General features: G+C 40.5%; 12 protein-coding genes. 6 read left to right on the top strand and 6 right to left on the bottom strand.

Annotated elements, in window-relative coordinates; all coding sequences use genetic code 11:
* Positions 1–78 precede the first annotated feature (78 nt).
* A complete protein-coding gene (locus LKE01_RS08585; protein WP_056982842.1) occupies positions 79–1173 on the bottom strand; it encodes an NAD(P)-dependent alcohol dehydrogenase in 1095 nt (364 codons plus the stop codon).
* 189 nt (positions 1174–1362) lie between these two features.
* On the opposite strand from LKE01_RS08585, the gene LKE01_RS08580 reads away from it, so the two are divergent.
* A complete protein-coding gene (locus LKE01_RS08580) occupies positions 1363–2709 on the top strand; it encodes an SNIPE associated domain-containing protein (RefSeq protein WP_056982846.1) in 1347 nt (448 codons plus the stop codon).
* A gap of 57 nt (positions 2710–2766) precedes the next feature.
* Here LKE01_RS08580 and LKE01_RS08575 read toward each other — a convergent pair whose 3' ends face one another.
* Together LKE01_RS08575 and LKE01_RS08570 are read right to left on the bottom strand one after the other, a co-directional pair.
* Positions 2767–4314: a YfcC family protein gene (locus LKE01_RS08575; RefSeq protein WP_054769372.1), complete on the bottom strand. Its 1548-nt coding sequence runs from the start codon at positions 4312–4314 to the stop codon at positions 2767–2769.
* A 177-nt stretch (positions 4315–4491) separates the two neighbouring features.
* Positions 4492–5328, bottom strand: coding sequence for a YitT family protein (locus tag LKE01_RS08570; RefSeq protein WP_169790313.1), 837 nt, complete (start codon positions 5326–5328; stop codon positions 4492–4494).
* A gap of 235 nt (positions 5329–5563) precedes the next feature.
* On the opposite strand from LKE01_RS08570, the gene LKE01_RS08565 reads away from it, so the two are divergent.
* The 3 genes from LKE01_RS08565 to LKE01_RS08555 all read left to right on the top strand — a co-directional run bounded on the left by LKE01_RS08565 (position 5564) and on the right by LKE01_RS08555 (position 7635).
* Positions 5564–6427, top strand: coding sequence for an SDR family oxidoreductase (locus tag LKE01_RS08565; protein ID WP_054769373.1), 864 nt, complete (start codon positions 5564–5566; stop codon positions 6425–6427).
* A gap of 116 nt (positions 6428–6543) precedes the next feature.
* The gene (locus LKE01_RS08560) at positions 6544–7245 is read left to right on the top strand and encodes an ABC transporter ATP-binding protein (protein WP_056982850.1); all 702 of its coding nucleotides are present in this window, start codon (positions 6544–6546) and stop codon (positions 7243–7245) included.
* 258 nt (positions 7246–7503) lie between these two features.
* Complete coding sequence (locus LKE01_RS08555; protein WP_095344949.1) at positions 7504–7635, top strand: putative metal homeostasis protein; 132 nt, start codon at positions 7504–7506, stop codon at positions 7633–7635.
* 341 nt (positions 7636–7976) lie between these two features.
* On the opposite strand, the gene LKE01_RS08550 is transcribed toward LKE01_RS08555, so the two are convergent.
* Both LKE01_RS08550 and LKE01_RS08545 read right to left on the bottom strand, forming a co-directional pair.
* Positions 7977–8210, bottom strand: coding sequence for a hypothetical protein (locus LKE01_RS08550; protein WP_054769374.1), 234 nt, complete (start codon positions 8208–8210; stop codon positions 7977–7979).
* A gap of 239 nt (positions 8211–8449) precedes the next feature.
* On the bottom strand, positions 8450–9829 hold the full coding sequence (locus tag LKE01_RS08545; protein WP_054769375.1) for a serine hydrolase domain-containing protein: 1380 nt from the start codon (positions 9827–9829) through the stop codon (positions 8450–8452).
* Between the two features lie 268 nt (positions 9830–10097).
* Between LKE01_RS08545 and LKE01_RS08540 the strand changes: the two genes are divergently transcribed.
* Positions 10098–10637 (top strand): hypothetical protein, encoded by a 540-nt coding sequence (locus LKE01_RS08540; protein WP_056982852.1) that lies wholly within the window; start codon positions 10098–10100, stop codon positions 10635–10637.
* A gap of 234 nt (positions 10638–10871) precedes the next feature.
* Here the strand turns inward: LKE01_RS08540 and LKE01_RS08535 are convergent, their stop codons facing one another.
* Positions 10872–11810 (bottom strand): Ig-like domain-containing protein, encoded by a 939-nt coding sequence (locus LKE01_RS08535; RefSeq protein ID WP_054769377.1) that lies wholly within the window; start codon positions 11808–11810, stop codon positions 10872–10874.
* A 241-nt stretch (positions 11811–12051) separates the two neighbouring features.
* Here LKE01_RS08535 and LKE01_RS08530 point away from each other — a divergent pair, with 241 nt between their 5' ends.
* The gene (locus LKE01_RS08530; protein ID WP_054769378.1) at positions 12052–13161 is read left to right on the top strand and encodes a glycerol dehydrogenase; all 1110 of its coding nucleotides are present in this window, start codon (positions 12052–12054) and stop codon (positions 13159–13161) included.
* Positions 13162–13316 lie beyond the last annotated feature (155 nt).

The raw sequence follows: 13316 nt of genomic DNA, 5'->3' as shown, positions 1-13316 counted from the left end.
GAAATAAAAAAGTAGGAACGCTAAAATATTGTTTTGACTCAAAGTCATTAGCAATTATAAAGTGTCCCTACTTTTCATTTATTGATTAATTTTTACAATTGGTTTAATAACACTGCCATCTGCAGAATCTTTGAATGCCTGATTAATATCATTATAGTTATAGTACTTTACAAGTCGATCAATTGGAAATAATCCCTTTTTAAAGTATTTAACTAACTTAGGGATAAAGAGTTGTGGAATTGCATCCCCTTCAATAACACCAACTACCTTTTTGGACTCACCCATAACCTCTTCTTGAATATTAAACGTAACATCTCCGGCCATCCCTAATAATGCACATGTTCCAGAAGGCTTTAGTACATGAACAGCCTGTTTAATGACACCAGGCACACCCGTTGTATCGATGCTATATTCAACTCCCGACTTAACTAATCCCTTAATAATTTCTTCAGGATTATGATTTTTACTGTTGATAATTTCTGTGGCCCCTAACTTTTTGGCCAATTCCAATCGATTATCATGAATATCTACAGCAATAATGTGATCCATGCCAATAATTTTAGCAGCCATCATTGCCGATAAACCAACAGCACCAGTTCCAAAAATAACAATTGAACTGCCAAACTCGGGTTTGAGATAATTCAGTACAGTACCAGCACCTGTTTGAAAGCCACATCCAAGCGGCCCTAACAGGTTAATATCAACGTCAGTGGGAACTTTGGTCACACCGTGTTCATCGACCACTGAATATGTTGAAAATGAAGATTGTCCAAAAAATGTTGAAATATCTTTCCCATTTTCATCGTGGATCCGATGGGTACCGTCGAAATGACGACCACCAAAATTTAGCTCATTCAAGTGAACACAGTTCGCAGGATGACCCGTCAAACAATTCTCACAATGACCACAATATGAGAATGAAAGAACAACATGATCTCCAGGTTTGACACTGGTAACACTACTACCAACTTCTTTAACGATACCGGCGCCTTCATGACCTAACGCAACTGGATATGGTGTTGTGGCAAAGTCTCTTCCTGCGGCATCAGTATGACAGATACCAGATGCCTTAATTTCAACCAAGACTTCATTAGCTTTCGGTGAATCGAGTTCAACAGGTTCAATGGTTAGTTGAGCGCCTTGTTCTTGAGCAACAGCAGTTTGTATTTTCATAATATTACCTCCTATTCGGTGTAAAGTTTACTGTACTTGTAGTATAGTCGGTTAAAGGTAGCTTTGTAAGGGCTTACTTAATATAATATATCACTTTGCACTATTGTGAAAATTAGTTGTGGAACACAATCACGTATGTTGATACACTTATAATAATTACAGTTTGAATCAAATTGAGGGGACTAAATTATGGGAATATCAGATTTTTTTAAGGTAAACCAATTTAAAAATACTATTCAAGAACTGAGGAATAGTAACGCTAAGCTTACAGAACAAAATAAGCATTTACAGAAGGAAGCTGACATAAAGTTATCGGTTCAACAAATGAAGCCTGTTGAGTTGGAAAAAATAATCGAAGATAAGTCAAATAAAATTGAACAATTAACACCAAAATTATCTCAATTAGAAACAGAAGTAACTCTAAAGGAAAAAACGATCGAAGATCTCAAAGCAGAAGTTGGGGATCTTGAGGTAAGTAAAGAAATGAGTGGTTATGGTCTTTATAGTCCACACTATGAATTCGCTACGTCATCAGGTTATAAAGAAAAGCTCGCTGAAATACGCGATCAACAAAAGCAATTGATTAAAAGCCGTTCGGCAGTTCAATTTAACCCTCAGTGGACCATTAACGGAAAGCTTTCCGAAGGCAAAAAAATGACACGTAATAATATTAAAGCCATTTTTAGAAGTTTCAACAATGAGTGTACAGATGCAATTAAGAAGGTAACCTATTCTAATTATGAACGCATCGTTACTCGAATTGAAAAATCGTTTATTCAGCACAATAAAATGTACGAAGTCGTAGATGTTCAAATGCTACCAAATTACCTGCAATTAAAATATGACGAATTAGACTTGGCATTTAGTTATGCCCAAAAGAAACAGGAAGAAAAGGATTTATTACGAGAACAACGTGAAAAAGAACGTGAAGATAAAAGGCTCCAGCAAGAAATCAAACAAGAGCGAAAAAAGGTGGATAAGGAAATCCAGCACTACGACCAAGCTATCGAGGAATTACAAAAACGAATGGAGCTTGAAGCGAGTGACAAAGATGGGCTAAAATTCGAAATCGAAAAATTACGAAATGAACTAGACTCGCTACATGATAAAAAGGGTGATATCGACTATCGTGAAGCAAATGCCACTGCCGGATATGTGTACATTATTTCCAACATTGGATCCTTTGGAAAAGGTATTGTAAAAATTGGAGTAACTAGACGTCTTGAACCTTTGGATCGGATTAGTGAACTAAGTAGTGCATCCGTTCCATTTAAATTTGACGTACATGCTTTGATTTTCAGTCAAGATGCATATGCTCTGGAAACCAAGTTACATGAACGGTTTGCAAATAAAAGAGTAAACAAAGTCAATAATCGTAAAGAGTATTTCAAAATATCAATCAAAGAGATTGAAGAAGAACTCAAAAAATATCAAGATGTAACGGTTGATTTCCATGAGAATCCAGATGCAGAGGAGTATAGAGAAACGCTAGCCATTGAAAACAATCAAGAGGCACAGGCCAACACTGTGGTATAAGTAAAAAAATGATGCCGACATCAATTGTCAGCATCATTTTTTGAATTTTCACAAATTTTAATTAATCAAAACTTCAGTAACCAACAGTGCCCCACCAAACACGAGGACAAACACAACGACCGGCCATACAAACCGAACCCAGTGTGAATACTTCATATTCAGCATCTGCAGAGTTGCCATTACCAATCCGGTTGGTGCCAGGAACAGCATTGCGTACTGGCCAAATTGATAAGCCGTTACAACGACATATCTTGGGATATGAACCGTATCAGCCAATGGCGCCAGAATTGGCATTGAAAGAACGGCCAAGCCTGATGATGAAGGAACGATAAAGCCTAACAGGAAGAAGATCAGCAGCATCACGATAATGAACATTGGCCCATTCATGTGAGAAACCAGGGTCGAAGAATATTCCAGCATGGTGTCGGAAATCTTCCCATTGTTCAATACCAGGTTAATGCCCCGAGCCAATCCAATGATCAGTGAAACACCGACCAAGCTGGAAGCCCCTTTGACGAAGGCATCGACAACGCCTGTTTCACCCAAACCATTCTTTCCGGTAGCTGTCAGGAACATGATGATAATCGCAAATGACAGGAACGATGCAGCCATGGTTGGGAACCACCAGCCTTGAGACATAACGCCCCAGACCATCAGTGGAAAAGTAATAACGAATAATATCAGAATCAATTTTTTACGTGCGGTAAATTTAGATTTGCCATCCTCACCGGTTGGGGCAATTTCCCACATGGCATTGAATTCATCACGGTCATCATAGGAGTACGAAAATTTAGGATCTGCTTTGACCTTTTTACTGTACCAATGCAGATAAATGATCACGAAGCCGGCCGCAATGATACAGCCGATGATCCGTTCAGTGAGCCCTTGCGTAAAGTCGATTCCGGCTGCGTTAGACGCAATAACCACGGAAAACGGGTTGATGGTCGAGAAACACGTCCCGATCGAACTCGCGAGGAATATTGCGCCGACAGAGACGATCGAATCGTACCCCATGGCAATAAAGATTGGCACCAGAATTGGATAGAAGGCCACGGCCTCTTCTTCAATTCCACATAAAGTTCCACCGAGAACCATCAAAACTGCAACGAAGAATATCAATAGGAACTCATGTCCCTTGGTCTTCTTGGTCAAAGCCAGCAAGCCGGATTCAAACGCCCCGCTGGCCTTAACAACACCGATTAGACCACCAAGCACCAGGATAAATACCATGATGTCGACCGCTTCAATCGTTCCTTTAACCATACTGGTTGGAACGGCTGCGATACTGGCAGGCCGCTGTTTGAGTCGTTGATAAGTGTTTGGAATCGATACCGGCGCGGTGATCCCGCCGGATGTAAATTGCTTGATGTCAATTTTGACACCTAATTTATCAAGTTCCTTTTGAGTACTTGGAACCGTTGTAACTTTACCATGAGGATTGGTAACCTGCAGAGATGAGTGCGAATACGATAATTTAGAATAACTACCTGCAGGAACCATCCATGTCGCTGCTACGGCAACAATTGTCAAAATGAACAGAAGGACAAAGGCGCCGGGCATTTTTAGCTTAAAATGCTTCTTGCGCTTTTCTACTTGTGCGTCCATAATTTTCCCCCTTATAAAATTGCAAAACAAAATAGATCAGCTGTTCACTGGTCCTGCCTAGTTTTATGATTATTAATCAATAATCCCCCACCACGAAAATTAGTTGATTAGTCGTATATAGCTTAACACACCATAGTGTAACGGAATTGGAAGCGTTTGACAACACGAAAAAATCCACTACAATATCTTCTCCAATGCTTCACCCTTAACGCTATGAACGTTCTCAACCACCACAAACGCATCCGGATCCACACTGGAAACCAACGGAACAATTTGAGCAACCTGCTTATCGGTACAAATCGCATAAATCATCGGCATCTTTTCCTGATGATAATAGCCTTTCGCGCTAATCAACGTGATCCCCTGATGGAGCACTTCTGACAACTCAGAGGTAATTTCTTCGGTTCGATTGGAAATAATGGTTACCGATTTTCGCGCACCAAAACGCGATAGCAGACTATTCAAAACCACCGCAGAAACGTACAATTCAATCACGGTTAAGATCATATTTTGAAAACCAATAATGAAAACTGATGGAATTGCGACGCACAGATCAAACATCAGCATTGCCGAGCCGTTCTTCATACCGAAATACCGGTTCATGATCTTAGCCAGAATGGTACTGCCGGCAATCGTCCCTTCACCACGAAAGATTATCCACATTGAAATGCCCATGAGAACCCCGCCGGCGATTGCCGGAATAATTGTCTGGGTTGTGTGATAGTTCAGTAACCTTGGTAATTTTAAAAAGGCAGAAATCCACACAATGGCCCACAAAGAATACCAAACCGTCTTCTTACTTAAAAATCGGAAACCAATCAGCATCAGGATTCCGTTTAACACAAAGTTAGTAACGGCCGGCGGAATATTGAGCGCATAATAACCAATGGTGGTCAACCCCGTTACCCCACCTTCACCAATCTGATGTGGAATTAAAAAATCATTAATCGCAATGGCATAAATGAATGACCCCAGAATAATTTGTAGTCCATTTTTGATAACTGTCTTGTTAATTAAAAACACCCCTCTTACATACTGCTCGATTATATTGAACTTAATAATTGCACTTTTCTTAATTTAACGGTCTTATTTCAGTATAGTAGATGTCTCGATTGTTTACATCGCCAAATTCCAAATCATCCGGAAAACTAAGAAGTATAATTTCTTGTAAGCCCCTTCATCGACTGGTAATATCAATTCAGCAGAAGAATTTAACTTGCTAATTAGTCTTTGAAGGAGGCTCATTACAATGAAATACGCAGTTACCGGTGCCACTGGAAAATTTGGCCAAACGGTTGTCAAAGTACTTGCTGAAAATGTTGATAACGCAGATATCATTGCCCTTGCCCGAAACACGGAAAAAGCTGAAAAGCTCTTACCAGGGATTGAAGCTCGCCCAGGTTCTTATGATTCGGAAGAAGTCCTTGAGAAATCCTTGCAGGGAGTTGATAAATTACTTCTCATTTCATCCATCCCGGGTCAAGCTGTCAGCCGAATCCAGCAACATAAAAACGTCATTAACGCAGCCAAGAAAGCCGGCGTCCGCTTCATCGCCTACACCAGTTTTCCTCACGCCGACAAAGCAAAATCCCCATTAGCAGTCGATCACAAGAATACTGAACAAGCCATCCGTGAATCCGGAATCGGTTACTCATTTCTGCGAAACAATTGGTATTTGGAAAATGAACGGATGCAAATTCCAGCTGCAATCAATAATAAGCCGTTTGTCTATTCCGCCGGAGATGGCCGGGTTGGCTGGGCGCTTGAACGTGAATATGCCGAAGCCGCTGCCAAAGTCTTAATGAGTACTGAACCGAAAACGGTTTATGAATTCTCAGGTCCGCAACACAGCTATGATGACCTGGCAAGAGCCCTGAAAGTGCTCACCGATAACGACTTTGAAGTGATGTCCTTGTCAGACGATGAATACCGGAAACGATTAGTGGCCATTGGCTACAATCCACAAGCAGCTGCCGGAATTGTCAGCATGCAAAAGCTGATTCGAGACGGTGATCTGGCGGAAACTTCCAATGATTTGCCGCAAGCATTGGGTCACCCACTGCCAACGTTTGAAGAGTCACTTAAAGAAGTCATTGCTAAACTTAAAAAATAACTAAAAGGCTTCCTCAATCGGAAGTCTTTTCTTTGGAGTCATTCGAAAACTTGGTTTGCTTTCCCTGGTTTCCACAAGTATCATAATCGTAAGGACAACAATTCGGGAGGCACATCATGGCATACATCGACGTCAAACACGTTTCCAAAATCTACGGTAGCGGTGAACAGGAAGTCCGCGCCAATGACGATATCAATTTTGAAATAAAAAAAGGCGAACTCACCATTATCGTAGGCGCTTCCGGGGCAGGCAAGTCAACGCTGCTTAACATCTTAGGCGGCATGGACACCCCAACAAAGGGTGACGTCATCATCAATGGCAAAAATATTGCCAACGACTCACCCAAACAATTAACAACTTATCGCCGACTCTCCGTGGGCTTTGTCTTTCAGTTTTATAACTTGATTCCAAACTTAACGGCCTTGGAAAACGTTGAACTGGCATCCCAAATTTCACCAGATTCACTTGATGTGCCTGAAGTCATGAAAGATGTTGGCTTGGCAAAACGGATCAACAACTTCCCCGCTCAATTATCCGGTGGTGAGCAGCAACGAGTTGCCATTGCTAGGGCAATTGCCAAGAATCCGGATCTATTACTGTGTGACGAACCAACCGGCGCTTTGGATTATAAGACTGGTAAAAGCATCTTGAAGCTACTCCAGGATTTCAGCCACAAGACCAACAAGAACGTCATCATCGTCACCCATAACGGCATGATTAAGCCAATGGCAGATCATATTATTGAAATTGGTGATGGTCAGGTCAAAAATGATGAGATGAATAAGTCACCAGAACCAGTTGAACAAATTGAATGGTAATCATTAATGCTGAACTAATCAACAAATAATCGATCATCTAGCCGATAGCACACAATACTACCGGCTTTTTTGCTAGCCAAATTTTCCTCTCAAAGGTTACTCCTTCAAAATTTTCTTGACAAAAGGCCCCGTGAAAGTTCATAATCTTAAATCGTAATGGTTACCATTTAGTATCGATAAGTTAGTTCGACCCACTGGCTAAAGAATTTCACACCAGAAACGGCCTAACGATAAATGTCATCAAAGGAGAGAGATAGAATGGAAAAACAAGATTTAGCTTCAGCACGCAGAAGAATGAAGAGCCCCAACATCAAGACCCGCAAACGGGCATTGAAGATCATTCATGACATCAAACGAAAAAAGCAGCAAACCCTTTTGAATAAAGAATAAAAATAAACCGTCCAGCAAGCTTTCACTTGTCGGACGGTTTATTACTTGAAACAACTAGGAGTTAAAGCAATCACTATTCCCGGCGATAGAAGATATCATGAAGTGAGCTAGGATACACACTGTCTTTTGACTTAGACTTCCGGAAACATTCCACGTATAATAACGCGTTAATCGAAACAGCAACCAAAATGCTAAATGCATATATTGCCACAATCTTCAATAAAAACATAAATCTGACAGTCCTTCCTTTGGAAACCGGTAATCAACCTGATTAGAAACTGTCTGCATTGGTGCCCTTATATATGACTACATTTTCACAAATGTCATTATATATAAATTCATCAGCCGACTAAAATTTGGAACTTTTCTGGGCCGTCAATCGTATGAACCATGATCTCAAACCCGTTCTTTAAGTTCGGTCCATCATACCAAAAGCTGTGATGGTAATGCGCCGAAAACTCAAAGTCATACCGATAGCCGTGGGGCTCGCGCTCAACACGCATATAGCCTTCATGCCCATCGGAGAGCTTAACATCTTGACTCTTATTGACTGGCTGGACGTAAATCTTGGTCACGTAATATCACCTCCTTTTACTTCCATCTGAATCATACAGACATCCTGATGAAATGGCAATAGGAAATGAAAAGATTTTATGAAAGGCCATGAAAATATATCAAGTTATTGAAATTATATCCGCTTGAATTGCCTTTAAATAAGGGCTTCTCATTGAAAATAGCAACAATATTTTTCACAAAATAAAAAAAACAGCCCACATCCGATCGGATGCATGCTGCTGTATATAACCATTAATTATCAATAATAAGTTGCGACGTTATTCATCTTTTGAGCAAATTTAGCCGGCGTCATATTATTCTTGAGCGGTGATTGGTTCAAGAAGGTAATTGTGACGTGTTGATTGCCGTCTGAAGCATAATAACCAGTGCTGTAGCCGGTGTCAGTGTACGTGCCGGTGTTGGATTTAACACCCTTCTGGTTGACGTACATCCCGCCAGAATATTTCTTGCTGTAACTGGTCAGCTTCTGATAGCTCTTCGGTGTCAGGAGCTTGTTGTTCTGCAGGCCAATAACAAATTTGTAGTAGTCGGTTGGCGTTGTCAAAACGTTGCCGGCACCAGGAAGTCCAGACAATGCCGGATAAGAAATTGATTGAGAATTTTGATAATCGGAACTGCCGTTCAAATTGTAACTGACAGCCTTGATTGCTGAAATTGTCGGTTGAACATCGTTAACAATGAAAGTGTTCTTCATTCCCAATTTGTTCAAAATCCGTGACTGAAGATTCTGGGTATAAGTCTTACCGGTCACCTTGGCAATGATTCCTGCAAGCAAGACGTAATTAATGTCGCTGTACTTGAAACTGGTCTTGCCAGTTGAAGTTAAGCTCTTGATGGCATTTGTATAGGCATCGTCTTCTTTAAGCTGGTCAGATGGTTCTTTGACCGTTCCCTTAATGCCGGATGTCATCGTCAGCAGCTGTTGAATGGTGATCTTTTTGCTGTGAGCGATTTGTGGGTAAAATCTGCTTAACTTCGTTGTTGGTGTTAATTCCTTGGCATTGATCAATTTTTGAATGATCACGCCAGTCATGCCATTTTGCAGCGATGCTAGTGGGTAAACGGTCGTGCCGTCACTGGCATTTTTCGTGCTGTGAAGCATATTGGCATAACCATTGCTGACAACCGTTGGTGTGAGACTCTTGTTGTGTGAGACCAACACACTGCCAATGGCGTCATATTGCTGCATCGTTGCTTGGGCAACGGCTCTAAATGAAACCTTTGTTAAGCCGTTGGCATTCATCCAGCCCAAGATTTTGCCGTTATATCGGATCTGAGCATAGGTAGCCGATCCCGATTTTTGTGACTGCATCACTCGAACGTATTTGTTATTGTACTTGCTGCCGCTGGTGACCGTTGTTGGCGTGCCGGACGTGTTCTTGACGCCGGGAACGTTGGAATAGATTTGGTAGCCACTAGCCATCGACTTGGGTGCCGTGATCTGGGCATCGTAATGTTTGGTGCTGACTTTAGCAGTACTGGTCTTTGTGGTCTTGCTGCTGGTTGCCGCAGTCGTAACTGCCGCATTGGCATTATTTGGTTGAGCAGTCGTGATGCCGAGCAATAATGCACCTGCTGCGACTAATAATGTTGCCTTTAATTTGTTCTTTGAATTCATAATTGATGTCATCCCCATTAATTTGTCTTTTAGTATTCCTATTTGTTCATGTTTATACATGCTGCTTCATTAAAATTGTAACACGTGGGTGGTTGTAGGGGATATCATGTCGCTCAGAATTATGGTTATCGTTACATTTGTGTGATGAGGTGGGAACATGTGAGTGATAATTAAACAGTTAATTTTGGGTAAAAGCTAATCTGGTTTAAAAATATAAAAGCTTCAGCGGCTATAATAAAGACTAATTATATTGTTTGGAGGGATTGGCATGGCTCGTGGTATCAAAGTGTTAGCGGTATTTGGGTTAAATTGGCTGCTTAGTGTTATTTTCTTATTCTGGTTCGATATCATGGTTGTTTCCAGTTGGTTTCCACAGTCCACATTGTCCCAAATTCGAACCCCACCATATCAAATTGCCATTTATCTAGCTATCGATTTGATCATCAATGGTTTAATCGCCGCTGGAGCCTACTGGCTAGTTCGAAAAGATCTGCAAGATATTCCGATTAGGCATAAATGGACATTTTATTTTGCACTGGTCATTATTTTCTCTGTGATCATCACGACAATCGTATACCTATTTAATTTTGAGCTTAATCAAACATTTAATATCCTTTTTACTCCTACGTCAGGAATCGCTATCTTTCTGACCATTCCGTTTCTGATTGCAATCTCCGGACCCATTTTGGGGTATCAAAGTCGTCCTTGGTTTGTGATTGGATTGGTGATCGAGGTGTTAGTACGCTTTTGTTTTTTTGCGGGTTTTATGGGTCGACGATGTGAGCTGTGTCATCTAATAAATGTTTAAAGTTTCATTCACCTCAAGATACCGCACCTAATTATTCCTTCATTGTCTGGATCGTCAGGAGTCTTGCCTGACTTATTTCGAATTAGTGATTAAACCATTTTATAAGCAGTTGAATACACCAAAGGACGATCCGCAATTGGGTCGTCCTTTGTTTTGATTTCGTTCATCTGTCTGAGAATCTAATTAATTTATAGTAATCCTAAACTCGAGATAATTTATCATAAAACACAAAAGTTACTCCATATATTGATACTGACCAACATATTGATGTGACTGGCCAAATTCATCTTTAGTGACGAGTACCATTGTATCACCGTCTTGAAACATTGAATCAGTTCCAATGTTTGGTGTAAATATACCGCCATTTTCAGATGAAATCTCATCACGCCTATTCGGATTGGTCGATCCATCATCAATTCCATCTGAATAGCCAAACTTGGCACCATCTGTAATCCAAACACCATAAGGATATTGAATCAGATCGTTTTTCGTCTTGTATGAAATATAGGAGTCATCATACTTTATCGACAGGAAGTCATCGGAATTGGTCAAATTCAAATGAGAACTTTCTGTAACCATCACGGGTGTCTGGCTACTTTTACCATCCAAAGTCGCGGTTATAACAGCAATCCCATCAGCTTTTGCAGAGACAACTCCATCAGATGAAACATCGGCCACTTCCGGATTAGAGCTAGTCCAAGAAATTCCTGGCATAGTTGCTTCCACATTGTATCTTGGCTTTAAGTTTAAATTATCGCCAATATTGGAAACATCATAGGTTCCGTCTGAATTGTAATTCGGATTGTAAATTCCAACTAAATTGACTGCTCGAACTGTAATTACGTGCTTTACATTAAAGTTGTAACCTGCCTTGTCCTTAATATGATAAATAACGAAGTACTTCCCTGGCTTGCTGGTATCCACATAATTCTTAACGGTACCATAAACTTTATCGTACTTGGATGATACATATGTAACTCCTTTATACGGATTAAACTTTGAATCCTGATTAATCACAGAATACTTGAAGTAGAATTTCGGCTTCATAATCTTATATCCATGGATTCTTTTTACAGCAGCATAACTATTATCCGTTGAGCTAGGTTGACTCATGGCTGCCACTCCCATTGTCAGAGATGCTGCAGCGATAACCAACAGTTTTCCAATCTTCATTGATAATACTTCCTCTACTTATAATTTGTTAGTTAGCATAAATATAACTAAATGCTTACCTAATAACTATATCGCTATCGTTATTGAATGTTAATAGGGTTTAGAGTTATTTTCCTCAAATAATAGGGTAGATGGCTTGTGAACAGTATACTAACAAGTCACTTTGCTTGTGAATTTAAAGAAAGCGTTTACAATAAAATGTGCATCAACGTTTGGTCTTTTTTGAATGGAGGCAATTATTATGACAACAGCTTTTGCTAGCCCTTCAACATACGTTCAGGGCAAGAATTTATTGGATACTGCCGCAAATTACATTAAACCTTATGGAAACAATGGCCTACTATTAACTGATGAAATTGTTTGGGGATTAGTTGGTGAAAAGTTCTATAAAACACTGACCGACGCCGGTTTGGATATTGAACACGTTACGTTTAATGGTGAAAGTTCGCCTGAAGAAATAGATCGTATTAAGAAGATTGGTGAATCTAGTAATGCCAAATTTGTCATTTCACTTGGTGGTGGAAAGACCAACGATACCACTAAAGCTGTTGGCGACCAACTGAAGATTCCAGTTGTAATCGTGCCAACTTTGGCTTCCAACGACTCACCATGTACCCGATTAAGTGTTATTTATTCTGAAAATGGCGAGTTTTTGAAATATATTTTCTATGACAAGAACCCTGACTTAGTGTTAGTTGATTCATCAGTCATTGCGGGCGCACCTGTTAAATTCCTGATCGATGGGATGGCAGACGCGTTATCAACCAATGTAGAAGCTCAGACAGTGGCTCGGGCAAGAGAAACAACTCTGCTGCCACTGCAAACTCAACAAACTGCCGCAGGCTTAGCACTTGCTGAAAAATGCGAGGAGCTCCTCTTTAAGTATGGCAACCAAGCTGTTACGGCTGCCAAGAACCATCAAGTAACTCCCGCACTGGAGCACATCATTGAAGCCAATACCCTGTTAAGCGGTGTTGGGGCAGAGAGTTCCGGTTTAGCAGCTGCTCACAGTTTCCAAAATGGGTTAACCGCTTTATCAGGTGACGTTCACAAGATGTCACATGGTCAAAAGGTTTCATTTGGAACATTGCTAAACCTAGTTCTTGAAGGTGCCAGCGATGCAACTCTCGAAAAATACCTCAAGTTCGAACATGACCTCGGCTTACCAACCACTTTGAAGGATCTACACCTTGAAGATGCCTCTGATGAAGATCTCATGAAAGTTGCCCAACTGACAACTCAAAAAGGCGAAACCATTCATAACATGGGATTCAAGGTTACTGCTGATGATGTTTTTGAAGGTATTAAGGCAGTGGATACTTTTGCTAAGAAATTTGAGGGAATTGAGTAATATTTAGGAGAAATTCCCCCGTAAGAATTCAGTATACGTAAAAATAAGGCATACCCCCGTGATTATATTCAAAATTTGTCCATGGGAAGTATGCCTTTTTATATTGCCAACTTTATGAATAAACGATCACCCAACAAAATCGTTTCATTACACAA

This window comes from Lentilactobacillus kefiri (assembly GCF_007989105.1).
In the GTDB taxonomy this organism is placed as follows: domain Bacteria; phylum Bacillota; class Bacilli; order Lactobacillales; family Lactobacillaceae; genus Lentilactobacillus; species Lentilactobacillus kefiri.
The sequence above is the reverse complement of the archived record's forward strand: the minus strand, read 5'-3'. Positions and strand labels throughout refer to the sequence as shown.

Bases quoted from the DNA above. Each gene is read 5' to 3' on its own strand.
- LKE01_RS08585 (WP_056982842.1), bottom strand. From the start codon at position 1,173: ATGAAAATACAAACTGCTGTTGCTCAAGAACAAGGCGCTCAACTAACC.
- LKE01_RS08580 (WP_056982846.1), top strand. From the start codon at position 1,363: ATGGGAATATCAGATTTTTTTAAGGTAAACCAATTTAAAAATACTATT.
- LKE01_RS08575 (WP_054769372.1), bottom strand. From the start codon at position 4,314: ATGGACGCACAAGTAGAAAAGCGCAAGAAGCATTTTAAGCTAAAAATG.
- LKE01_RS08565 (WP_054769373.1), top strand. From the start codon at position 5,564: ATGAAATACGCAGTTACCGGTGCCACTGGAAAATTTGGCCAAACGGTT.
- LKE01_RS08560 (WP_056982850.1), top strand. From the start codon at position 6,544: ATGGCATACATCGACGTCAAACACGTTTCCAAAATCTACGGTAGCGGT.
- LKE01_RS08555 (WP_095344949.1), top strand. From the start codon at position 7,504: ATGGAAAAACAAGATTTAGCTTCAGCACGCAGAAGAATGAAGAGCCCC.
- LKE01_RS08545 (WP_054769375.1), bottom strand. From the start codon at position 9,829: ATGAATTCAAAGAACAAATTAAAGGCAACATTATTAGTCGCAGCAGGT.
- LKE01_RS08540 (WP_056982852.1), top strand. From the start codon at position 10,098: ATGGCTCGTGGTATCAAAGTGTTAGCGGTATTTGGGTTAAATTGGCTG.
- LKE01_RS08535 (WP_054769377.1), bottom strand. From the start codon at position 11,810: ATGAAGATTGGAAAACTGTTGGTTATCGCTGCAGCATCTCTGACAATG.
- LKE01_RS08530 (WP_054769378.1), top strand. From the start codon at position 12,052: ATGACAACAGCTTTTGCTAGCCCTTCAACATACGTTCAGGGCAAGAAT.